General features: G+C 40.2%; 17 protein-coding genes, 1 other RNA gene and 1 other annotated feature. Of the genes, 14 read left to right on the top strand and 4 right to left on the bottom strand.

Annotated elements, in window-relative coordinates:
• The first annotated feature begins 50 nt into the window (after positions 1-50).
• From F7732_RS08165 to dtd, 7 genes are all read left to right on the top strand, one after another.
• The gene (locus F7732_RS08165; RefSeq protein WP_151573398.1) at positions 51-344 is read left to right on the top strand and encodes a post-transcriptional regulator; all 294 of its coding nucleotides are present in this window, start codon (positions 51-53) and stop codon (positions 342-344) included.
• 245 nt (positions 345-589) lie between these two features.
• The gene (gene secDF, locus F7732_RS08160; RefSeq protein WP_151573397.1) at positions 590-2851 is read left to right on the top strand and encodes a protein translocase subunit SecDF; all 2262 of its coding nucleotides are present in this window, start codon (positions 590-592) and stop codon (positions 2849-2851) included.
• A gap of 148 nt (positions 2852-2999) precedes the next feature.
• Positions 3000-3323 carry a LapA family protein gene (locus F7732_RS08155; protein WP_151573396.1) on the top strand — a complete coding sequence of 108 codons (324 nt, stop codon included), beginning with the start codon at positions 3000-3002 and terminating at the stop codon, positions 3321-3323.
• 80 nt (positions 3324-3403) lie between these two features.
• Positions 3404-5797, top strand: a complete 2394-nt coding sequence (gene recJ / locus F7732_RS08150) for a single-stranded-DNA-specific exonuclease RecJ (RefSeq protein ID WP_151573395.1) — start codon at positions 3404-3406, stop codon at positions 5795-5797.
• Entirely contained in the window at positions 5766-6278 is a 513-nt protein-coding gene (locus tag F7732_RS08145; RefSeq protein ID WP_080844720.1) for an adenine phosphoribosyltransferase, read from the top strand. The genes recJ and F7732_RS08145 overlap by 32 nt, the downstream gene beginning before the upstream one ends.
• A gap of 395 nt (positions 6279-6673) precedes the next feature.
• The gene (locus tag F7732_RS08140) at positions 6674-8869 is read left to right on the top strand and encodes a RelA/SpoT family protein (RefSeq protein WP_151573394.1); all 2196 of its coding nucleotides are present in this window, start codon (positions 6674-6676) and stop codon (positions 8867-8869) included.
• A gap of 17 nt (positions 8870-8886) precedes the next feature.
• Positions 8887-9327: a D-aminoacyl-tRNA deacylase gene (dtd, locus tag F7732_RS08135; RefSeq protein ID WP_151573393.1), complete on the top strand. Its 441-nt coding sequence runs from the start codon at positions 8887-8889 to the stop codon at positions 9325-9327.
• A 33-nt stretch (positions 9328-9360) separates the two neighbouring features.
• On the opposite strand, the gene F7732_RS08130 is transcribed toward dtd, so the two are convergent.
• Positions 9361-11106, bottom strand: coding sequence for an N-acetylmuramoyl-L-alanine amidase family protein (locus F7732_RS08130; protein ID WP_161598848.1), 1746 nt, complete (start codon positions 11104-11106; stop codon positions 9361-9363).
• Positions 11107-11369: 263 nt separating this feature from the next.
• Here F7732_RS08130 and F7732_RS22835 point away from each other — a divergent pair, with 263 nt between their 5' ends.
• From F7732_RS22835 to F7732_RS08110, 5 genes are all read left to right on the top strand, one after another.
• Positions 11370-11546: a hypothetical protein gene (locus F7732_RS22835; protein WP_192913005.1), complete on the top strand. Its 177-nt coding sequence runs from the start codon at positions 11370-11372 to the stop codon at positions 11544-11546.
• 81 nt (positions 11547-11627) lie between these two features.
• Positions 11628-11864 (top strand) — a binding site (T-box leader).
• 89 nt (positions 11865-11953) lie between these two features.
• Positions 11954-13228, top strand: a complete 1275-nt coding sequence (gene hisS, locus F7732_RS08125) for a histidine--tRNA ligase (protein ID WP_151573391.1) — start codon at positions 11954-11956, stop codon at positions 13226-13228.
• An 11-nt stretch (positions 13229-13239) separates the two neighbouring features.
• Positions 13240-15015: an aspartate--tRNA ligase gene (gene aspS, locus F7732_RS08120; RefSeq protein ID WP_151573390.1), complete on the top strand. Its 1776-nt coding sequence runs from the start codon at positions 13240-13242 to the stop codon at positions 15013-15015.
• Positions 15016-15077: 62 nt separating this feature from the next.
• Positions 15078-15266, top strand: a non-coding RNA gene (gene ssrS / locus F7732_RS08115) — 6S RNA.
• A gap of 183 nt (positions 15267-15449) precedes the next feature.
• Positions 15450-15881, top strand: coding sequence for an AraC family transcriptional regulator (locus tag F7732_RS08110; RefSeq protein ID WP_151573389.1), 432 nt, complete (start codon positions 15450-15452; stop codon positions 15879-15881).
• Between the two features lie 313 nt (positions 15882-16194).
• On the opposite strand, the gene adhE is transcribed toward F7732_RS08110, so the two are convergent.
• Both adhE and F7732_RS08100 read right to left on the bottom strand, forming a co-directional pair.
• Complete coding sequence (gene adhE / locus F7732_RS08105) at positions 16195-18789, bottom strand: bifunctional acetaldehyde-CoA/alcohol dehydrogenase (protein WP_151573388.1); 2595 nt, start codon at positions 18787-18789, stop codon at positions 16195-16197.
• A 57-nt stretch (positions 18790-18846) separates the two neighbouring features.
• Positions 18847-19074, bottom strand: a complete 228-nt coding sequence (locus tag F7732_RS08100; protein WP_151573387.1) for a hypothetical protein — start codon at positions 19072-19074, stop codon at positions 18847-18849.
• A gap of 446 nt (positions 19075-19520) precedes the next feature.
• Here F7732_RS08100 and F7732_RS08095 point away from each other — a divergent pair, with 446 nt between their 5' ends.
• Positions 19521-20288 carry a tRNA threonylcarbamoyladenosine dehydratase gene (locus F7732_RS08095; RefSeq protein ID WP_151573386.1) on the top strand — a complete coding sequence of 256 codons (768 nt, stop codon included), beginning with the start codon at positions 19521-19523 and terminating at the stop codon, positions 20286-20288.
• Positions 20289-20551: 263 nt separating this feature from the next.
• Here F7732_RS08095 and F7732_RS08090 read toward each other — a convergent pair whose 3' ends face one another.
• A complete protein-coding gene (locus tag F7732_RS08090) occupies positions 20552-20992 on the bottom strand; it encodes a hypothetical protein (protein ID WP_151573385.1) in 441 nt (146 codons plus the stop codon).
• Between the two features lie 132 nt (positions 20993-21124).
• On the opposite strand from F7732_RS08090, the gene F7732_RS08085 reads away from it, so the two are divergent.
• Positions 21125-21910: a hypothetical protein gene (locus F7732_RS08085; RefSeq protein ID WP_151573384.1), complete on the top strand. Its 786-nt coding sequence runs from the start codon at positions 21125-21127 to the stop codon at positions 21908-21910.

The raw sequence follows: 21910 nt of genomic DNA, 5'->3' as shown, positions 1-21910 counted from the left end.
AAAGCATATAATCTCGCTATTATGCATGATAAAATGGAGGCGTTTCTATATTGAAAACTAATCACCCTTATGATTCCTTTCGTCAACACGTTAGTCCGGCATTGCAAGTTAAGCTTGATGAAATTCAGTTTTATGGCTATGGCAATGTGAAGGAAGATGAATTCTGGTCTTTTCTCACGAAGAAAAAATGGAAGAAACCAAAAGAAGATGTCAAATTATTTGAAATCATAGAAGATATTATGGCGGTTAAAGCGGGGGAATATATCAATTATTCAACAGTAGAGGCACTTAGAGGAAGTGACTTATCTATTAGTGAGGAAGACATGAAAAGCCTTTTTAAGTAATATAAGTGTGAATATTTCTAAAAAGGAAGTGTTCCAAGTAGTAAATGTTTATATAACGAGTCTTGCAAAAAGGGATCTGCCCCTTTGAGATAGGATCCGCGTTTACTGAGTATTGATGCGCTGCTAATGCTTCTTTTTCGTTACTAGTCAAATTGACAGCTTCCTTTTTCTGTTTCATAATGGGTATATTGGAATCATAGGTTTAATGCCTTTTTTGGGCACTATTTAAGGAGGATTTATACATAATGATCAAACGCAGTAGAATCCTTTCATTCTTCCTGATCGTTATATTGCTTGGAAGCTTGATCGGCGTGACATCGAAAGATATTTTAAACAATATTAAACTCGGTCTTGATCTGCAGGGCGGATTTGAAGTTCTGTATGAAGTAAAAACTGAGGATGGACAAAAAGTGACACAGGATATCCTTAATAGCACTGTTCAGTCACTTGATCGAAGAATTAACGTATTGGGTGTAAACGAGCCAAGTATTCAAATTGAAGGCGATAATCGTATTCGTGTTCAGCTCGCTGGTGTTACGGACCAAAATGAAGCCCGTGAAATTCTTTCAACAGAAGCAAAGCTTTCATTCCGTGATGTAAACGATGAGCTGATGATGGATGGTTCCGACCTTGTTGAAGGCGGAGCAAAACAATCATTTGATGAAAATGGTCAGCCAAACGTTTCGATTGAATTGAAGGATGCTAATAAGTTTAAAGAAGTAACGGAAAAGATCGTGGCAATGGCTCCAAATAATCAGCTTGTCATTTGGCTGGATTATGAAGAAGGCGTGCATAGCTTCCAGGAAGAAGTGACAAAAGAGGATCCTGCGTTCCTTTCTGCACCTAACGTAAGTCAGGTCTTTAACACAAATACTGTTACAATTGAAGGAAACTTTACATTAGATGAAGCTCAGACGCTTGCGAACCTTCTTAGCTCAGGTTCCTTGCCGGTTGAATTAAATGAAGTGTTCTCTACGTCGGTAGGAGCTCAATTCGGTGAGCAAGCCCTTCAGAAAACGGTTGTCGGCGGGATCGTCGGCATTGGAGCGATCTTCCTGTTTATGATTGCTTTTTACCGCTTCCCGGGGATTATCGCTTCCATTACCTTAACCATTTATCTCTTTATCACACTTCTGATTTTTGACTGGCTGAACGCAGTGATGACACTGCCTGGTATTGCCGCCCTTATACTAGGTGTCGGGATGGCTGTTGATGCCAATATTATTACGTATGAAAGAATTAAAGAGGAAATCAAAGTTGGACGTTCGATTAAGTCTGCATTCCAAGTAGGCGGAAAGAACTCGCTGGCTACTATTTTTGATGCCAACCTGACAACATTGCTTGCAGCGGGAGTCCTGTTTGTTTATGGACAAAGCTCGGTTAAAGGTTTTGCAACGACTTTAATTATTAGTATACTAGTCAGCTTTATTACATCTGTATATGGAACCAGATTATTGCTTGGGCTTTGGGTAAACAGTAACTTATTTAATAAGAAGCCAGGATGGTTTGGCGTTAAAAAGAGCGAGATTAAAGATATTGCAGAAAACTATGATACACTCGATTTGCCGTCAAAATTTGATAAATTTGATTTTGTAAAACAGCGTAAAAAGTTTTACATTTTCTCTGCACTGACCGTTATTGCCGGAATTGTAGTGTTAAGTATTTTCCGTTTAAACTTAAGTATTGACTTTTCAAATGGTACAAGAATTGAGCAGCTAAGTGAACAGCAGATTACAACAAGCGAATTTCAAGAACAGCTGGAGTCTTTCCAAATCAATACGGATGACATCGTGATTTCAGGAGAAGATAATAATATCGCTGTTGCCAGAACGACAGATGTACTCAGCCAAGATGAAATTGCTGAAGTAAAGGCGCAATTCAATGAAGTTTATGGTGCTGAGCCAAATATCAGTACTGTTTCTCCCACAGTTGGGAAAGAAATTGCGAGAAACGCACTTATTGCACTGGGGATTGCTTCGATCGGAATTATCCTTTATGTGACAATCCGTTTTGAAATTAAGATGGCAATACCGGCGATTATTGCCCTCCTGCATGATGCTTTCTTTATTATTGTAGTATTTAGTTTGACTAGACTGGAAGCAGACTTAACCTTTATTGCAGCAGTGTTGACGATTATCGGTTATTCAATTAATGATACAATCGTTACCTTTGACCGAATAAGAGAAAACATGGTCAAAAAGCGTAAGATTAAAGAGTTTGCAGAATTAAAGGAAATTGTTAATAAAAGTTTAAGACAAACCTTGGGACGCTCAGTCAACACCATTTTAACGGTTATTTTTGCTGTACTGGGCTTGCTTTTCTTTGGAAGCGAAGCAATCCGCAATTTCAATATTGCCTTGCTTATCGGCCTTATTGCCGGTACGTATTCTTCCATTTTCCTAGCCGCTCAGCTTTGGCTGGATTGGAAAGGCAAAGAGCTGAAGCAAAAGGGTGTATTAATTACATTCAAAGAAAAGAAAAAGGAAACCGACGAGCCTCAGGTTTAATAAGTTATGGTACCTCTGTCTGCTGGATGACAGAGGTATTTTTATGTCTATCTGAAGTATATTAAACGTAGTGAAAGAGTTTTAGCAATCAGCGGAAGCGGGTAAATCAACTAGAAATAGATATGAGTGCAGGAAAGGAGGATATTTAGTGAAAAACCAATGGGCATTATTACTGGGAATTGTATTTGCATTAATTGTCGCTATTTTTGCTGTTATAAATGTTGACCCAGTTACAGTTAATTATTTATTTGGAGAAAGTGAATGGCCGTTAATACTTGTGATTTTAGGCTCTGTTTTAATGGGCGGAATTATAATTGGCTCAGTTGGAATTGTGCGGATCTACAGTCTGCAGAGAGAAATCAAGCATCTGAAGAAAGAAAAAGCTGCTGAACAGCCAAAGGTGACTAAGAGCGACTCTTTACTGACAGAGAAAAAGCCTAAAGAAAGCACACAAAAAAGTACACAAAGCTAAACGAAAACATTTTGGCAATTCTATATGTATTGAAACAAGCTTACCCCTCTTGTATAATGAAAAAGCCGAGGGGTGAGCGCATGTTAAAATCAAAAACACGCTGGGTAGTCCGGCAATCAGATCAAGAAAAAGTCAATACATTAGTGGAAGAACTAAAGGTAACGCCTCTAGTTGCTTCTTTACTTGTTAATCGTGGAGTAGATACCGTTGAAGAAGCACGGTATTTTTTATTTGAAAAAGAACAGGGCTTTCATGATCCTTTTTTACTGAAAGGAATGGATCTGGCAGTTGCCAGAATAAAAGAGGCAATAGCCAATGGCGAACAAATACTTATATTTGGTGACTATGATGCTGATGGAGTTACGAGTACGACCGTAATGATGACCGTACTTCGCGATCTTGGCGCACAAGTAGAATATTATATTCCAAATCGTTTTACCGAAGGATATGGTCCAAATATCCCTGCATTTGAATATGCAGCTGATATTGGTGTTAAGCTCATCATTACAGTAGATACAGGTATTGCTGCTGTAAATGAAGCAAAAGCGGCTAGAGATCTTGGACTTGATTTAATTATTACCGACCACCATGAACCAGGACCTGAACTTCCTGAAGCTTTGGCGATTATTCATCCTAAGCTTGAAGATAGCGTTTATCCTTTTCGTGATCTGGCAGGGGTTGGCGTTGCATTTAAGGTAGCTCATGCTTTATATGGGGATTTGCCTGAGCATCTGCTTGAAATTGCTGCAATTGGAACGATTGCCGATTTGGTCCCGCTTAAAGGAGAAAACCGCACAATTGCTAAAAAAGGGATAAAGAAATTAAGAGCAACCAAGTTTATTGGGCTGCAGGAGCTGCTGAAACGGGGCAGCATTGAAGCAGGCGCCATTAATGAAGAAACAATTGGTTTCTTTATTGCACCGCGATTAAATGCTGCTGGACGGCTTGATAGTGCTGATCCCGCTGTAGCGCTGCTATTAACAGAAGATCGGTTTGAAGCAGAATCGATTGCCGAAGAGATTGATAATATGAATAAAGACCGTCAGAGCATTGTGAATGAAATTGCTCAGAAGGCGATCGAAGAAGTAGAGACGAATTATGGTATTGATGACCATCCAGTTATTGTGGTTGGAAAAGAAGGCTGGAATTCTGGTGTCATTGGAATTGTCGCTTCAAAGCTGGTTGAAAAGTTTTACCGGCCAGCCATCGTGTTAAGCTACGATCCTGTTAAAGGGCTGGCAAAGGGTTCTGCCCGCAGCATTGCTGGTTTTGATTTATTTAAGAATCTCTCAGAATGCAGAGATATTCTGCCTCATTTCGGCGGACATCCCATGGCAGCTGGGATGACATTAAATATCTCAGATGTAAATGAACTCAGAGAACGTCTCAAAGCACTCGCAGAAGATCAGCTGACAGAAGAGGATTTTGTGCCAATTACCACATTGGATAAGCAAGTAGATCTTGCTGATATTGATTTAGCTTCCATCCAAGAGCTGGACATGCTGGCCCCATATGGAATGGACAATCCAAAGCCAAAGGTTGTTATTGAAAGAGCGGGCATAAAGGCGATTAGAAAAATTGGTGCCAATCAAAATCATTTAAAAGTGACTTTCGAACAGGATTCTTCGTATTTGGATGGCATTGGGTTCAGTCTTGGGCATCTTTATGATCAGATTTCACCAGAGGCTTCTATTAATGTGATTGGAGAGCTTTCCATTAATGAATGGAACAATATTAAAAAGCCGCAAATCTTCATTCATGATGTAGCCATTGAAGGATGGCAGCTTTTCGATATTAGAGGAATTAAAAATCCTGCTAAACTGCCTGAAGGTGTTAAGCAGGCTGAGAATCACTGGATTGTATTTAACGAGGAAAACGTGGACTTTATTAAGCAATATGCTAATGGCGGCCAGGTTTCATATGTTCCGGCTTTAGAAGATGCTATAAAGACCAACATGTCTGAAGATCCGATTATTCTCGCGGACCTGCCTCCTTCAAAGGAACTGCTTGCCGGGTTATTACAGGGCAAACAGCCAGGCAGAATATATGCTTTATTTTATAAACAGGATAGTGATTTCTTCAGCACCATGCCGAACCGGGATCATTTTAAATGGTTTTATGCGTTCTTGGCTAAAAAAGGTCCTTTTGACTTGAAAAAGCACGGAAACGATTTAGCCAAACACAAAGGTTGGAGCAGAGATTCAATAGATTTCATCTCAACAGTGTTTTTTGAGTTAGATTTTGTTACAATAAAGAGTGGAGTTATTTCTCTACAAAATACAGCCAATAAACGTGATTTGGCAGATTCACAGACATACCGGCAAAAGCAGGCATCATATGAGCTTGAAAGCGATTTGCTATACTCATCTTATGGCCAGTTAAAGAGCTGGTTTGATGAAGTGATCTCAGGATCTGTGGAATCCGAGGAGGAAATGGGTAAGAATGGACTTGAAACAATACATTACAATCGTTGAAGATTGGCCAAAACCAGGAATTCGTTTTAAAGATATTACAACTTTAATGGATAATGGTGAAGCATATAAATATGCAACTGACCAAATCGTTGAATATGCAAAAAAGCAGAACATTGATCTTGTTGTTGGCCCAGAGGCGCGCGGTTTTATTATCGGCTGCCCTGTAGCTTATTCGTTAGGAGTAGGTTTCGCGCCAGTACGTAAAGAAGGAAAACTTCCAAGAGAAACAGTCAAGGTTGATTATGGTTTAGAATACGGGAAAGACGTTTTAACCATTCACAAGGATGCGATTAAACCAGGTCAGCGCGTATTAATTACAGATGACCTGCTGGCAACAGGAGGTACAATTGAAGCAACAATTAAACTTGTTGAAGAACTTGGCGGAATCGTTGCTGGTATTGCCTTCTTAATTGAATTAACATATCTAGAAGGCAGAAGCAAACTCGAGAAATACGACGTATTAACATTAATGGACTTCTAATAAATCCAAAAAAGAGCGCTATTAACATGGCGCTCTTTTTATACATTGAAGAATTTCGGTTCTTTCCTTTTAATAGTGTTTTATTTTTTAATAAGGATCCATTTTCAAAAAAAATCCATATATTTTATATAATAAATGGATATACTAACAAATTTGCACATCAATTCAGTCAAAGTTCGACATTTTTTTCGTTTTTCCATAAAAATAACAGCCAACCACTTTACATTTGTCCATTTTTTTTCGATAATAATAACAATCATTCTAATTTGTAACATTACCATCACACGAATGATACTTGAATACATTCTTGGTGCTTTCGCCGCTATTGCCGGAAGGCACTGTTTATATAAACGAAAAACGCAGCAGAAATAAAATTATGGGGTAAAGGTGATTCCATGGCGCATGATCAAGTTCTGACCGCCGAACAAGTCATCGACAGGGTAAAGCAATATTTGAATGAAGAGCAGACGTTATTCGTAAAAGAGGCTTATGATTTTGCCAAGTATGCTCATCGTGAACAATATCGCAAATCAGGCGAACCATATATCATTCATCCAATTCAGGTAGCAGGCATTCTTGCTGACTTAGAAATGGATCCTTCTACAGTCGCAGCAGGTTTTTTACATGATGTAGTTGAGGATACAGAAATTACATTGGAAGATATATCGAACGCATTTAATGATGAAGTTGCCATGCTTGTCGATGGTGTAACAAAATTGGGGAAAATTAAATACAAGTCACAGGAAGAGCAGCAGGCCGAAAATCATCGCAAAATGTTTGTCGCGATGGCACAGGATATCCGTGTCATCTTGATCAAGCTTGCTGACCGTCTTCATAATATGAGGACATTAAAGCATCTGCCGGCTGAAAAGCAGCGCCGCATTTCAAATGAAACACTTGAAATCTTTGCACCTCTCGCCCACCGTTTAGGGATCTCAAAGATTAAATGGGAGCTTGAAGATACTGCACTAAGATATTTAAATCCGCAGCAATATTATCGAATTGTGAACCTGATGAAAAAGAAAAGGGCTGAACGGGAAGAGTATCTTGAAGAAGTCATTTCTATTATGCGGGAACGGTTAGATGAGGTGGCAATTAAATCTGAAATGTCAGGCCGGCCGAAACATATATACAGCATTTATCGAAAAATGGCCCTGCAAAACAAGCAGTTTAATGAAATCTATGACTTATTAGCTGTAAGAATTGTTGTGAACAGCATTAAGGACTGCTACGCGGTTTTGGGGATCATTCATACATGCTGGAAACCGATGCCTGGCAGATTTAAAGATTATATTGCCATGCCAAAGCAAAATATGTACCAATCACTTCATACAACGGTGATTGGACCAAAAGGCGATCCATTGGAAGTGCAGATCCGCACAATGGAAATGCACCGCATCGCTGAGTTCGGGATTGCTGCCCACTGGGCGTATAAAGAAGGCAAAAAAGTGGCTGAAAATTCTTCTTTTGAAGAAAAACTTACATGGTTCAGAGAGATTCTCGACTTCCAGGATGATACGGTGAATGCTGAAGAATTTATGGAATCGTTAAAAATGGATTTATTCTCGGACATGGTGTTTGTCTTTACTCCAAAAGGAGATGTAATTGAGCTTCCGTCCGGTTCAGTTCCGATCGATTTCGCCTATCGAATTCACTCCGAGATTGGCAATAAAACAATCGGCAGCAAAGTGAATGGCAAAATGGTGACATTAGACTATACGCTGCAGACCGGAGATATTATCGAGATTCTTACATCTAAGCATTCGTATGGCCCGAGTAAGGATTGGCTGAAGCTGGCGCAATCATCACAGGCTAAAAACAAAATCAGACAATTCTTTAAGAAACAGCGTAAAGATGAAAACTTCGAAAAAGGCAAAGAACTCGTTGAAAAAGAAATCCGCAATATGGAGTTTGATCTAAAAGAAATTTTAACAGCAGAAAATGTTAAAAAAGTCGTTGAAAAGTTCAATTTTGCCAATGAAGAGGATATGTATGCTGCAGTGGGCTACAATGGCATCACGGCTCTGCAGGTCGCCAACCGTCTTACAGAGAAGTGGCGTAAAAAGCGTGATCTAGAACAAAACAACGATATTTCAAATGCTGTTTCAGAATTAAAGTCATTTCCAACAGCAAGAAAACGGGAGTCAGGTGTGCGGGTATCTGGCATTGATAACCTGCTCATCAGGTTATCGCGCTGCTGTAATCCTGTACCTGGCGATGAGATTGTTGGCTTTATCACAAAAGGCAGAGGAGTCTCTGTTCACCGTGCAGATTGCACAAATATCCGAACAGATGACGCACAGGCTCGGCTCATTCCTGTTGAATGGGAAACAGGTCTAAACGACAGGAAAGAATACAATGTTGAAATTGAAATTACCGGCTATGATCGCAGAGGTCTATTGAATGAAGTATTACAGGCGGTAAATGAAACAAAGACAAATATTTCTGCGGTGACCGGCAAATCAGACCGCAATAAGGCAGCAACGATTGATATGTCGATTGCTATCCAAAATGTCAGCCATCTGCAAAAAGTAGTCGATCGAATCAAACAAATACCAGACGTTTATGCTGTTAGACGTATAATGAATTAACCTGGGAGAGTATTGTTATGAAAGTTGTAGTACAGCGAAGCAAGCAGGCTTCGGTTACAGTTGAAGAAGAGGTTGTAGGCAGGATTGAAAAAGGGTTTGTCCTTTTGGTTGGTGTCACACATGAGGATACGGAAGAGGATGCAGCTTTTCTTGCAGATAAAATAGCAAACTTAAGAGTCTTTGATGATCAAGATGGAAAAATGAATTTATCGATCATAGACGCTGGCGGAGAAGTTTTGTCTGTTTCTCAGTTTACTTTATATGGAGATTGCCGAAAAGGACGCAGACCTAACTTTATGAATGCGGCTAAGCCAGATCAGGCAATTGTCCTATATAATACCTTTAATTCTTATTTGCGTGAAAAAGGCTTAAAGGTTGAAACAGGTACCTTTGGTGCCATGATGGATGTAAGCCTGACAAACGACGGTCCTGTAACGCTAATTATTGAAAGCAAATAAAAAAACAGCTCGAGGGAGCTGTTTTTTTATATTTTACTTAAAATACCGCACTAGTCCTTCATACATTCCTGCAGCTGCAGCTTCTTGATATTGCGGGGAGCTGACAGCCATTTCTTCCGCTGGATTGCTTAAGTAGCCTAGTTCAATTAAGATGGCCTTTTGGGTATTTTCTCTGAGCACATAATAATCACCTTGACGATGACCACGGTCTTTTATACGAGTTTTCGCAGCGGTTGCGGCATGAACATCACTTGCAAGCTGTTCCTGAAAGCCATAATAATAATAGGTTGTCATCCCGCGCACACTCCGGTCGTTAATGCTATCATAATGAATGCTGATAAAAGCATCTGCTCCATTCACGGAGGAACTCCTTACCCTTGATTCAAGCGGAATATATGTATCACTGTTTCTTGTAAGGATGACGTTTGCACCAGCAGATTTCAGCTTGGCAGCTAATAGCTCGGCAGTCTGCAGATTCAGCTTTTTCTCTAATGTTCCTCTTGTTCCTGTCGTGCCATTATCTCTTCCGCCATGTCCGGGATCGATCACAATCGTTTTATTCTTCACTGAGTTTCCTGATCCGCGCTTTTCAATCTGTGCTGCTTGCCCATTCATACTCACAATCCAGCCTGCAACAAAACCTGTGCTGCCATCCGTGAGTTTAATCTCAACCCAATCACTTTCTAAGCGTATCGCCTCAAAAACCTGGCCGGCATCGGCTCTCTCGACAACAGCTGAATTGGTTGAAGAGGATGCACGGATATTCGTTCCATCATGTGTAATGGTCACTGTACTGCCGCTTAAAGGTTTCTCTGCAGTCTGTGTGCTGCTGGCATGTTGTCTTTCTAAAAACCAGCCTGCAACCCACCCGAAGGCTCCTCTATCGTATTCAATTTTAACCCAATCATTGCTTTCTTCAAGCATCGTAAATGACTCACCTTTAGTGACTGTCCCAATTCTGTCTCCATTTAAGGTAGGTGTGTTTCTTACCGTTAACGAATCTGCTTTAATAAGTGCTGTATTCCCGGATGTCAGCTCACTCTCGTCTGTGCTGGGTGATGAGAAAGCTGTTTGATCCTCGACATAGTCACTGCTGACCCATGCCGATTGGCCAGAAAATGAAATTTCAACCCAGCCGTTCTTTTCTGATAAAATTTTCACAGTCGAACCTTGCTCCAGCTTGCCGAGAATGTCCCCGCCAGTTGTTGAGTCTGAACGTATATTCACCGAATTCCCTGTAATAGTGCCAGTTTTTTCAGCTGCAGATGGTTCTTCATGATCACTTGAATCCATTTGCAGATAATCATTAAATACCCAGCCTAGACCATAGGGTGTTTCAAGCTGTGTCCATTCTCCGTTTCTTTGTTTAATGCTATAGGTTTCACCTCTATGTACCGTTCCGATTACAGAGTTGTCTGTCCCAGGGCCGCTTCTTACCCGCAGTCCATCTTCAGAGATAGTCGCTTGTCCGCTCATGGAAGTATTAACAGATGATGAATCATCATTTGCTGCAGTCGTAAGCCAGTCAGCGACCCAGCCTTGCTCACCCTTATAGCTTATTTGCTGCCATTCATTTTCTTGTCCAAGCAGCTGATATTCCTCGTTCCGGCTCGCTTTTCCTAAAATAGGGTAGCTTAATCCAGGACCAGATCTTACATTCAATTCATCAACCGCAATTTTTATAGCCGCCCCGCCTGTTTCAGCGCTTACAGCAGGAGTAAAAGCAGCTAAGAGTAAAATAAAGCAAAAAAATACGGTTGAAGCCTTTCTTTTTAACAAAAAAATCCTCCTCTCACAGAAAAAAATGCCAAATGCCAGCCTCACACAGTATAACATTTTCTTCAGGTTGTTTTCAGCATGCTTAAGCAATCTTAGGAAAGATCAATCAGCTTTAGTAATTAGTACCAGCCTATTATACTAATTCGTTATTTAGTTGCCATTTCCTCTAAGAAAATTTTCGTGAAAATAGACAGCAGGACAATAATTTTTAGTTAGCAGGGAATACTAAAGAAATACAAAAAATGTAAAGGATGATTTCTATCATGAGATTTGGCGATAAAGGAATGTCTGTTCAATCAGCTAACAATAAACTATTTGGTGTCGATTTTCATGATTTTATCCAATCAGAGCAGCGATCAAACATGGTGGAGCTTGCTTCTGAGTTTGGCCTGACATTAAAAGATGTGAAAACATTAAAAAAGAAAATGGGGCGCTCGTAATATTCGCTCTTGACATTATGTGCTTTGCTCCTTAATATTAAGTAAATAATATAAGCACAAGGAAAGGCGCTTACGCTTTTCATATAACCGATGATGGAGAAGAGTAGTTAAATCCTAATTGGAAAGAGAGGAAATGCCTTAGGCTGAAAGCATTTCTCCAAACTGATTTAATGAAAGAACACTTCGTAGGCTTCGTTCTGAAATGCCAATCTGGCCTAGTAGGAAATGAACGTACACAGGCGTTAACTGTAAAAGTGGAAGCAGGTAAACTGTCTTCAATTAGGGTGGCACCACGGGAATATAACTCTCGTCCCTTGTATTTGTAATGAATACAAGGGACGGGAGTTTTTTGTGTTCAGACTATTTTTATACATATATAGTAATTAATTGTTTTAGGAGGATTCGTTATGGCAATTCACATACCAAGAGGAACGCAGGATATTTTACCTGGAGAAGTTGAGAAATGGCAGCTTATTGAAGAGAAGGCGAAAGAAATTTGTGATAGATTTCAATATCAGGAAATCAGAACGCCCATTTTTGAACACACAGAGCTATTTTTGCGCGGAGTAGGCGATACAACGGATGTTGTGCAAAAGGAGATGTATACCTTTGAGGACCGCGGTGAGCGCAGCTTAACACTTCGTCCAGAGGGAACAGCTGCTGTAGTGCGGTCTTATGTTGAAAATAAGATGTTTGGCTACGCGAATCAGCCGATCAAACTGTATTATATGGGACCCATGTTCCGCTATGAACGCCCTCAGGCAGGTAGATTCCGCCAATTTGTGCAATTTGGTGTTGAAGCAATCGGCAGTTCCGATCCGGCAATAGATGCAGAAGTGATTGCACTTGCAATGACTTTTTACAAAGAGATGGGCTTGAAAAAATTAAAGCTTGTCATTAACAGCCTGGGCGATAAAGAAAGCAGAGGCGCGCACCGCGATGCATTGATTGCACATTTCAAACCGCGGATCGGAGAATTCTGCAGCGACTGTCAGAACAGATTAGAGAAAAACCCAATGAGGATTCTTGACTGTAAAAAAGATCGTGAGCATGAACTGATGAAGTCAGCTCCATCGATTTTAGATTATTTAAATGAAGATTCAAAAACTTATTTTGAAAAAGTGCAGAGATATTTACAGGATCTTGACATAGAGTTTGTGGTGGATCCAAATCTAGTGCGCGGATTAGACTATTACACACACACAGCATTTGAGATTATGAGTGATGCAGAAGGCTTTGGCGCTATCACAACACTTTGCGGCGGCGGCCGATACAATGGCTTAACAGAAGACATCGGCGGACCGGAAGCCCCTGGTATTGGTTTTGCATTCAGTATTGAAAGACTCATTGCTGCCCTTTCAGCTGAAAAGGTAGAGCTTGATTTAAAGAACAGCATAGATTGTTATCTTGTAGCTTTGGGAGACGAAGCAAAGGATTACACAGTTGGTCTGCTGCAGAAGCTTAGAAATGCTGGATTTTCGGCTGATCGAGATTATTTAGATCGTAAAATTAAAGCGCAATTCAAAGCAGCAGACCGTGTAAATGCGAAATATGTTGCTGTTCTTGGAGAAGATGAGCTCAAAGAGAATAAAATCAATTTAAAATCCATGGATACTGGTGAGCAAACAGAAATCAATCTCGATTCATTTATCGAGAAATTTATAGAACTAAGCGGCAAATAGGAGGAATAGAGATGTTTGGCAGAACTTATGAATGTGGTCATATCAACAGCAGCCATATTGGCGAAACTGTTACATTAAAAGGATGGGTGCAAAAGCGACGCGATCTTGGAGGGCTAATTTTTATCGACCTTCGTGACCGTACGGGGATTGTGCAAATCGTGTTTAACCCGGAAGTTTCTAAAGAAGCTTTGGAGACAGCAGAAAAAATCAGAAATGAGTATGTGCTTGATGTGACAGGAACGGTTGTTGCCCGTCAGGAAGGCACAGTGAATGCTAATTTAAAAACAGGTGAAATTGAAATCTCAGTTGCAACTGTGAACATCATTAATGAAGCGAAAACACCTCCGTTTGTAATTGAAGATCAAACAGATGTGTCTGAGGATGTCCGTCTGAAATACCGTTATTTAGATATGCGCAGACCAGCTATTTTTGAAACATTAAAAATGCGTCATCAAGTTACAAAAACAATGCGGAATTTTCTTGATGAAGAAGGATTCATTGATGTAGAAACACCAATTTTAACGAAAAGCACACCTGAAGGGGCTCGTGACTATTTAGTGCCTAGCCGTGTACATCCAGGCGAATTCTATGCACTGCCGCAATCACCGCAGATTTTCAAGCAGTTATTAATGGTTGGCGGACTTGAAAAATATTATCAAATCGCCCGCTGTTTCCGTGATGAAGACTTGCGTGCAGACCGTCAGCCTGAATTTACACAGCTTGATATTGAAACAAGCTTCATGAGCCAGGATGATATTATTGCGATGATGGAATCAATGATGACAAAAATCATGAAGGACGTTAAAGGCATTCAGATTGAAACGCCGTTTAACCGGATGCCGTACCAAGAGGCGATGGACCGTTTTGGCTCAGATAAGCCGGACACACGCTTTGCAATGGAATTAACAGACGTGTCTGCTATTGTAAAGGAATCTGGTTTTAAAGTATTTGCAGGAGCTGTTTCATCAGGCGGGCAAGTGAAAGCCATTAATGTGAAAAATGGTGCATCAGCTTACTCTCGTAAAGATATCGATGCTCTAACAGAATTCGTTGCCAGATATGGCGCAAAAGGCCTTGCATGGCTGAAAGCGGAAGAAGAAGGCTTAAAAGGGCCAATTGCTAAGTTTGTCAGCCCGGAAGAAGAAAGCGAACTAAACTCGGCACTTTCAGTTGAAACAGGAGATTTGCTGTTATTTGTGGCTGATAAAAAGAATGTGGTTGCAGATGCATTAGGTGCACTTCGATTAAAAATCGGTAAAGAACAGAATCTGATTGATCAAAGCAAATTCAATTTCTTATGGGTAACAGATTGGCCATTGCTTGAGTATGCAGAAGATGAAGGCCGCTATTATGCAGCACACCACCCATTCACAATGCCGGCACGCGAAGACCTGCATTTATTGGACAGCAATCCTGAACAGGTGAAGGCACAAGCATATGACTTAGTCTTAAACGGCTATGAGCTTGGCGGCGGATCACTTCGTATTTTCGAACGTGAAGTGCAAGAAAAAATGTTTGAAGTGCTTGGCTTCTCAAAAGAAGAAGCGAGAGAGCAATTCGGCTTCCTTCTAGAAGCATTCGAATATGGAACACCTCCGCATGGCGGAATTGCACTCGGTCTTGACCGTCTTGTAATGCTGCTTGCAGGCAGAACCAATCTGCGTGATACCATTGCATTCCCTAAAACAGCAAGTGCAAGCTGCGTGCTGACAAATGCACCTGGTGAGGTTAGTGAGACGCAGTTAAATGACTTACACTTAGCTTTAAATCTGAAAAAAAGTGAATAATTGCCTATTCCTTACTCGTTGTAAGAGCTTTCATTTCATGATATAATGAGTTCAATTCATAAAGAGTCCTGATGTGTTCGTTGTTATACCTGAAATTTTGACCGAACATTATTCCTTCGGGAGTCCAGAGTTTCCAAGCCGCGTAAATGCCTCCATGTTAGAGGACTTGCAAATGCAGGAACAGGACACCCACCTGCTGAGTGCGGGTTCAAAACGAAGGCACATGAGGCGACGGCATGATTGGGACTCTTTAACTACATACTTGTGATTGAATGAAACCCTGCGCTAATTGCGCGGGGTTTTTTTTGCTGTTGTTTTAAAATAATTGGAAAAAATTTTAAAATTAATGGTGAAATTCATTTTAATGACTGTTACATTCATTTTGGACGTACAAACAAAATGGAGGTAATAAGGATGAAAAGAAAAATTGAAAATTGCCCGCAGCACGTATTGCGTATGTTCGGCATGTTGGACCTTATGGGATGGGGAATATTGAAGCGATGAGGAGAATAAAAGAGTGGGGAAGGGAAAACGGGCTGATGCAGGGAGTAGGGGTGATTGTGGGGCTATCCCATGACGATCCGGAAACGACACGGTCAGAACACTGCAGATATGATGCGGGAATTGTGATTCCTGAGGGAGTGCTTTTAGATGATCAAGTTAGTGAAGGGGTTCTTTTACCAGGAAGATATGCTATTTACGAAATTGAGCATACAGCTGAAGCGATTGGGACAGCCTGGGGCATGATATTTTTGGATTTGAAAAGAGATGGAATACTTGTGGACATGGATCGGCCGGCATTGGAGCGATATTCCGAAGAAAAGATAGAGAGGCATCTTTGTGAAATTTGTGTACCTGTTAAATAGTGGCGATTTAGCGGGTTTGATAGGAAACTCGGAAAATTTGATAGGAAAGTCAGGAATTTTGATAGGATAAACCCAAACTTTGATAGGAAACCGAGGTATTTTGATAGGATAAACCCAAACTTTGATAGGAAACCGAGGAGTTTTGATAGAATAAACCCCAACTTTGATAGGAAACCCAGAAAATTTGATAGCAAACCCAAACCTGCCTGGCTCATTCTCATGAGAAACAAGCATTCCAGGCTCAATATAAAGCAAAATTCATACACAAAGACAAAAAAACCGGAGATTTTCTCCGGTTTCACGTCTAATTTGATTACCAAGCCTGGCGATAAATCTCAGCGAGCTCCGTGATCAGTGGTAGTTTTGGATTAGCGGTTGTGCACTGATCTTCAAATGCACGTTCTGCTAAGAAATCAACTCTGCTTTCAAATATTTCTTTATTTACGCCGTTTCCTTGAAGGGTCATTGGTATTTCCAGTTCTTTTGCCAAGTCACAGACAGCTTGAATCAGCGAATTTACGCCTTCTTCTGTTGTCCGGGCAGGCAATCCTAGTGATCTAGCAATTTCAGCATAACGTTCGTTTGCAACAAAGCGTTCATATTTAGGAAATGCGGTGAATTTTTTTGGTTTGACTGCATTATAGCGAATCACATGCGGCATTAGGATTGCATTGGCACGGCCATGTGCAATATGAAATTCCGCGCCAAGCTTATGGGCAAGGCTATGATTGATTCCTAAAAAGGCGTTAGCAAATGCCATTCCGGCGATGGTGGAGGCGTTATGCATTTTTTCCCTTGCCAATTCATCTGCTCCATTACGATAAGCTTTAGGCAAATAATCAAAGACAAGCTGAATGGCTTTCATGGCTAGACCGTCTGTGTAATCATTTGCCATGACGGAAACATAAGCCTCAATGGCATGTGTTAAAACGTCCATGCCTGTATCTGCCGTAATATGCTTCGGAACGGTCATAACATATTGAGGATCAATGATGGCAACATCAGGCGTTAACTCATAGTCTGCCAAAGGGTATTTAATGTTTGCTTCTTTATCGGTAATAACAGAGAAGGAAGTGACTTCAGAACCAGTGCCAGAGGTTGTTGGAATCGCCACAAATTGTGCTCTCTCACCGAGTTTTTTATATTTTACGATTCTTTTTCGGATATCTAAAAACTTCTGCTTTAACCCAAAAAATTCAGTATCAGGATGCTCATAAAATAGCCACATTCCTTTGGCTGCATCCATTGCTGAACCGCCGCCAAGAGCGATAATCACATCTGGATTAAACTGTGCCATCTGCTCAGCACCTTTTATGACCGTTTCAATTGAAGGATCTGGCTCCACATCAGAAAAAATCTCACAATGGACATAGTCTGGACGCTTACGCAGATAATAAAGTACTTTATCGACATAACCGAGCTTCACCATACCGGGGTCTGTCACAATAAAGGCTTTCGAGATCTTTGGCATTTTTGCTAAATATTGAGTTGAATTCTTTTCAAAATAAACTTTTGGCGGGATTTTAAACCACTGCATATTATTATTCCTTTGTGCCATTTTTTTAATATTGATAAGATGTACAGCTCCTACATTCGTAGATACAGAGTTTCCGCCGTAAGTGCCGCATCCAAGCGTCAGTGAAGGCATGTAGGCATTGTAGATATCTCCAATGCCTCCTTGAGAGGATGGAGCATTTAAAATAATTCTGCCTGCCTTCATTCTTGTTCCAAATAAGCGCTGCACATGCTCACTGCTGGAATGAAGAACAGCTGAATGCCCTAAACCGCCAAATTCCAGCATTTCCTCACATCGTGTCAATCCTTCTTCAAGGCTGTTTACTTTATAGCAGGCAAGTACAGGACTTAGTTTTTCCCGGGATAATGGGTAGTCTGCGCCAACCCCTTTCAGCTCGGCTACAAGAATTTTTGTCCCTTCTAGCACATGGAAACCGGCTTTTTCAGCGATTGCAGCTGCAGGCATGCCTACGATTTCTGCATTGATGGCACATGTGTGTTCATTGATGACAAGTTTCTCAAGCTTCTTCTTCTCATCAGGATTAACAAAATAACAGCCATTTTCGATCATTTCATTCCTGACTTCATTGTAGATTTCTTTATCAATGATGACAGCTTGCTCAGACGCACAAATCATCCCGTTGTCAAAGGTTTTGGAGAGAATTAAATCATTGATGGACCGTCTGACATTGGCTGTTTTTTCAATATAGCAAGGAACGTTTCCAGGGCCAACCCCTAGAGCGGGCTTTCCTGAACTGTATGCAGATTTGACCATTCCGGAGCCGCCGGTTGCAAGAATGAGTGATATATCAGGGTGTGTCATTAATTGTTGTGTAGCTGCAAGAGATGGTGTTTCAATCCATTGAATACAATGTTCTGGAGCACCGGCCTGTATGGCCGCATCCCGCAGAATACGCGCCGCTTCACTGCTGCATTTTTGTGCGGAAGGATGAAAAGCAAATATAATAGGATTTCTTGTTTTTATTGATATTAGAGCTTTAAACATGGTTGTTGATGTTGGATTCGTAACAGGTGTCACTCCAGCAATAACACCGATTGGTTCAGCAATTTCATAGATGCCTTCATGATTGTTTTCATGGATGATGCCAACGGTTTTATCGTATTTGATATTGTGATAGATGTATTCTGTTGCAAACATATTTTTTATGATTTTGTCTTCGTAGACACCTCTGCCGGTTTCCTCTACAGCAAGCTTGGCAAGCGGCATATGCTGATCAAGTCCTGCAAGAGCCATTGCTTTGACAATACTATCGATTTTTTCCTGAGAAAAACTGCTGAAATTTTTTAATGCCTGCAGTCCATTGGCAGCAAGCTGGTCAACTTCTGTTAAAGCTGAAGCTTTTTCAGTTAGTTGTTTTTCATCAATAGCCATGATTAAACCCTCCAATTGAATTGTGAAATATTTCACATGATAGAATAAAAAAATAAACTATGCACTTACAGGGTTGCGGGGCACTTTTTTGAAAGTGATGTCCGTAAAGATTTTAGAGCTTCTTTTAACAATGACGACATAATTGACAGTCCAAATATAAGTTGGAATGGGATCATCCTTCGCAAAAAACATGGATTCAAATGCATCACCAATTAGTGCTTCAAACGACGTTTGCGTATACTCCTCACGATCTGTTGCGAAAGGCATCCACTCATAGACCATCATATCAATCACTCCTTTTCTTTTTCTGAATTTAGAATAGCATATGTCAGAAGGAATAAGATTGTGAAATGTTGAACAAATTATGAATTATGGTAAATTATTCTATTAACAAATTAGTTATGTTGTATTCTGCTGTTAGGTCAATTGATCAGATAAAGTAAGAAAGAGATCGATAAATCCTTAGAATTGATCGAGTGAATTAGGGAAATAATCGTATGTGGTGGGGAAATGATCGATAAGACCAAGGAAATGATCGATTGTTACCTTAAATCTGCTGTCGTCGGTTTCAATGACGCAAGCTCCAGGTTAAAAGCCGTTAACCTGGAAAGAAAGAGTGTAACTAATATATTCCTATCGAACTACTTGTATTTATAAAGAAGTATGATATATTCATTATCGGGTAAATGATAATAAATAAGATGATTACAATAGGTTGGAGTTGAATAAATATGTTGCATCAGTTTTCAAGAAATGAGCTTGCGATCGGCAAGGAAGGCATAGACATCATGAAAAATAGTACGGTTGCCGTACTGGGAATTGGCGGAGTAGGTACGTTTGCAGCGGAAGCACTTGCCCGTTCAGGTGTTGGCAGATTGATACTTGTTGATAAAGATGATGTTGATATCACCAATGTGAATAGACAAATTATTGCTTTACTTTCTACTGTTGGTCAGCCAAAAGCTGATTTAATGAAAGAAAGAATCAAAGACATTAATCCGGATTGCGAAGTCATCGCACTAAAAATGTTTTATACAGAAGAAACATATGAGCAATTTTTTGAATATGGTTTGGATTTTGTTGTCGATGCTTCTGATACGATTTCATATAAAATTCACTTAATGAAAGAATGCTTAAGCCGCAATATTCCTGTTATTTCAAGCATGGGTGCTGCGAATAAGATGGATCCAACCCGTTTTCAGATTGCGGATATTTCAAAAACACATACAGATCCAATTGCAAAAGTGATCCGTACCCGCTTAAGAAAAGAAGGCATTCGCAAAGGAATTCCGGTTGTATTTTCCGATGAAAGTCCAATTGTGATTCGCGAGGATGTGCGCAAGGAAGTCGGCAAAGATGATGCGGTGATCCGCAAAGCCAAAATGCCCCCATCTTCCAATGCTTTTGTTCCTTCTGTAGCTGGCCTTGTCATGGCGAGTTATGTTGTGAGGGAATTATTAAGCGATATTAAAATTTCAAGAGTAAAAGATGAGAAGTAAAAGTCCAGCAATGGGCTTTTTTTCGTTTTATGGGGATATGCGGCCATCTGGCTAATTGACTTGTTAGCCGGTTGGTTAGATTAGAAATGTCGATTGGCGGATAAATAGCTGTTTTTGGCGGATATTTCAAAAATAACGGCGGATATCCCAATTGTTAGCTTAACAAAAGAGCAGAATTCAGCCATTAATCACGTTCTTTAAAGTAAAAAACGGTCGCGAATCCGCACCAAGCACTGGTTTTCACAACTAATTTCCCTCAAATCTCAATGCACAACCCGCTTAATCTCTCCATCAAACAACATCGATGCCTCCTCAAAAAGTTTCGTCATTTCTTCATGCTGCTCCAAGGTTGCCTCATATTTGTCGCGTTTCTCCTCAAGCTGTGACTGTAAGGATTCGTTTTGCACTGACAACTCAGCTTGTATGCTTTTCAACTCTTCGTTTTCCTTTAGCAATCTTGGGAATTCTTCCAAAAATGCAATCACTTCTGATAAATGAATGTTTTTTTTATGTACAGCCTGCTCTTTGTTTAAGTGAAACCAGCGATTGGAACAGGCTGCGGCAGAACGGTTCAGCTTAGCGGCAGCCGTTTTAAATGCAGCTGCTTTCGGATCGCCATTCCCGGTATATTCGAGCACAGTTTCTCTCAGCAATTCATCGTCCTCATGGGTCCATTTTTGTTTTGCAGTCACGGTCATCATCATCTTCTTTCATTCAGCCTACTATTACCTTCACCTACTGCTGTTAAAAACATACAAAAATGGATTGACATTTAAAAATGTATTAGTGTATTATTTGACTAGTACACGGATACAGCAAAGGGGGCATTTATATTTGTGAAAGCCTTTAAAGGACTTTTAATCAAAGAAACAAAATTAATGAGAATTTGGTTTATATGGGGGGTCCTGCTGACCATAGCAGTTGCGGCTGCAGGCTATAGCATATCTCAATATGTGAATGACATGATTGTTTTTGAAGTGCTGGTGTTCATGATTCTCAGTGCACATGCGTTTTATTTGCCGATTTACCTGCTGCTGTCATTGAATGTGGAAGCAAAAACACAGTTATGGCTTCATAATCCGAACAGCGGTTATCAGCTCTTTTTTTCCAAGTTTCTAATAGGGTTTGTGTTTATGATGGTTTCTATTATTATTGCTTTCATCATTGCGATATGGGCGACAAAGAGTGATATAGGCAATTATTTCTTTGCTAAAGATCAGCTGCCTATGTTCATACTGACTGGTGTGTCATTAAGTATTATTGTCTATTCCTTCTATTTAGGAATATGGACATTTTTTTATTGGACCTTATATCATTCGCTAAAATTATATGGCTGGAACAGCGGATTGCGGTGGGGGATTTTAATATGTTTATGGGCTGTCTTATTTTATATTGAAACCCTGATTAATGAGCTCCCAATATATCAATCCTTTTGGGAACTTGGCGCCATTGATATGACCAGCCTAAAAACATTAAACTACGAACTTTCAAATCAGTCTTTTTCAGCCGAGCTTACAGCGAATCCTTTTATCTCACTTACAGAAATTGCACTCTATCTAATCCTTTTAATGGCAGTTGTTATTTTTTCCATTTGGATGCTGGAGAAGAAGGTTGAGGTGTGA

Source organism: Bacillus mesophilum, from assembly GCF_008923265.1.
Lineage (GTDB): Bacteria > Bacillota > Bacilli > Bacillales > Cytobacillaceae > Cytobacillus > Cytobacillus mesophilum.
The sequence above is the reverse complement of the archived record's forward strand: the minus strand, read 5'-3'. Positions and strand labels throughout refer to the sequence as shown.

What these genes read in the sequence shown, in the direction of transcription:
- dtd (WP_151573393.1), top strand. Translation starts at nt 8,887, where the DNA reads ATGAAAGTTGTAGTACAGCGAAGCAAGCAGGCTTCGGTTACAGTTGAA.
- F7732_RS08140 (WP_151573394.1), top strand. Translation starts at nt 6,674, where the DNA reads ATGGCGCATGATCAAGTTCTGACCGCCGAACAAGTCATCGACAGGGTA.
- F7732_RS22835 (WP_192913005.1), top strand. Translation starts at nt 11,370, where the DNA reads ATGAGATTTGGCGATAAAGGAATGTCTGTTCAATCAGCTAACAATAAA.
- F7732_RS08090 (WP_151573385.1), bottom strand. Translation starts at nt 20,992, where the DNA reads ATGATGATGACCGTGACTGCAAAACAAAAATGGACCCATGAGGACGAT.
- adhE (WP_151573388.1), bottom strand. Translation starts at nt 18,789, where the DNA reads ATGGCTATTGATGAAAAACAACTAACTGAAAAAGCTTCAGCTTTAACA.
- aspS (WP_151573390.1), top strand. Translation starts at nt 13,240, where the DNA reads ATGTTTGGCAGAACTTATGAATGTGGTCATATCAACAGCAGCCATATT.
- hisS (WP_151573391.1), top strand. Translation starts at nt 11,954, where the DNA reads ATGGCAATTCACATACCAAGAGGAACGCAGGATATTTTACCTGGAGAA.
- F7732_RS08095 (WP_151573386.1), top strand. Translation starts at nt 19,521, where the DNA reads ATGTTGCATCAGTTTTCAAGAAATGAGCTTGCGATCGGCAAGGAAGGC.
- recJ (WP_151573395.1), top strand. Translation starts at nt 3,404, where the DNA reads ATGTTAAAATCAAAAACACGCTGGGTAGTCCGGCAATCAGATCAAGAA.
- secDF (WP_151573397.1), top strand. Translation starts at nt 590, where the DNA reads ATGATCAAACGCAGTAGAATCCTTTCATTCTTCCTGATCGTTATATTG.
- F7732_RS08100 (WP_151573387.1), bottom strand. Translation starts at nt 19,074, where the DNA reads ATGATGGTCTATGAGTGGATGCCTTTCGCAACAGATCGTGAGGAGTAT.
- F7732_RS08145 (WP_080844720.1), top strand. Translation starts at nt 5,766, where the DNA reads ATGGACTTGAAACAATACATTACAATCGTTGAAGATTGGCCAAAACCA.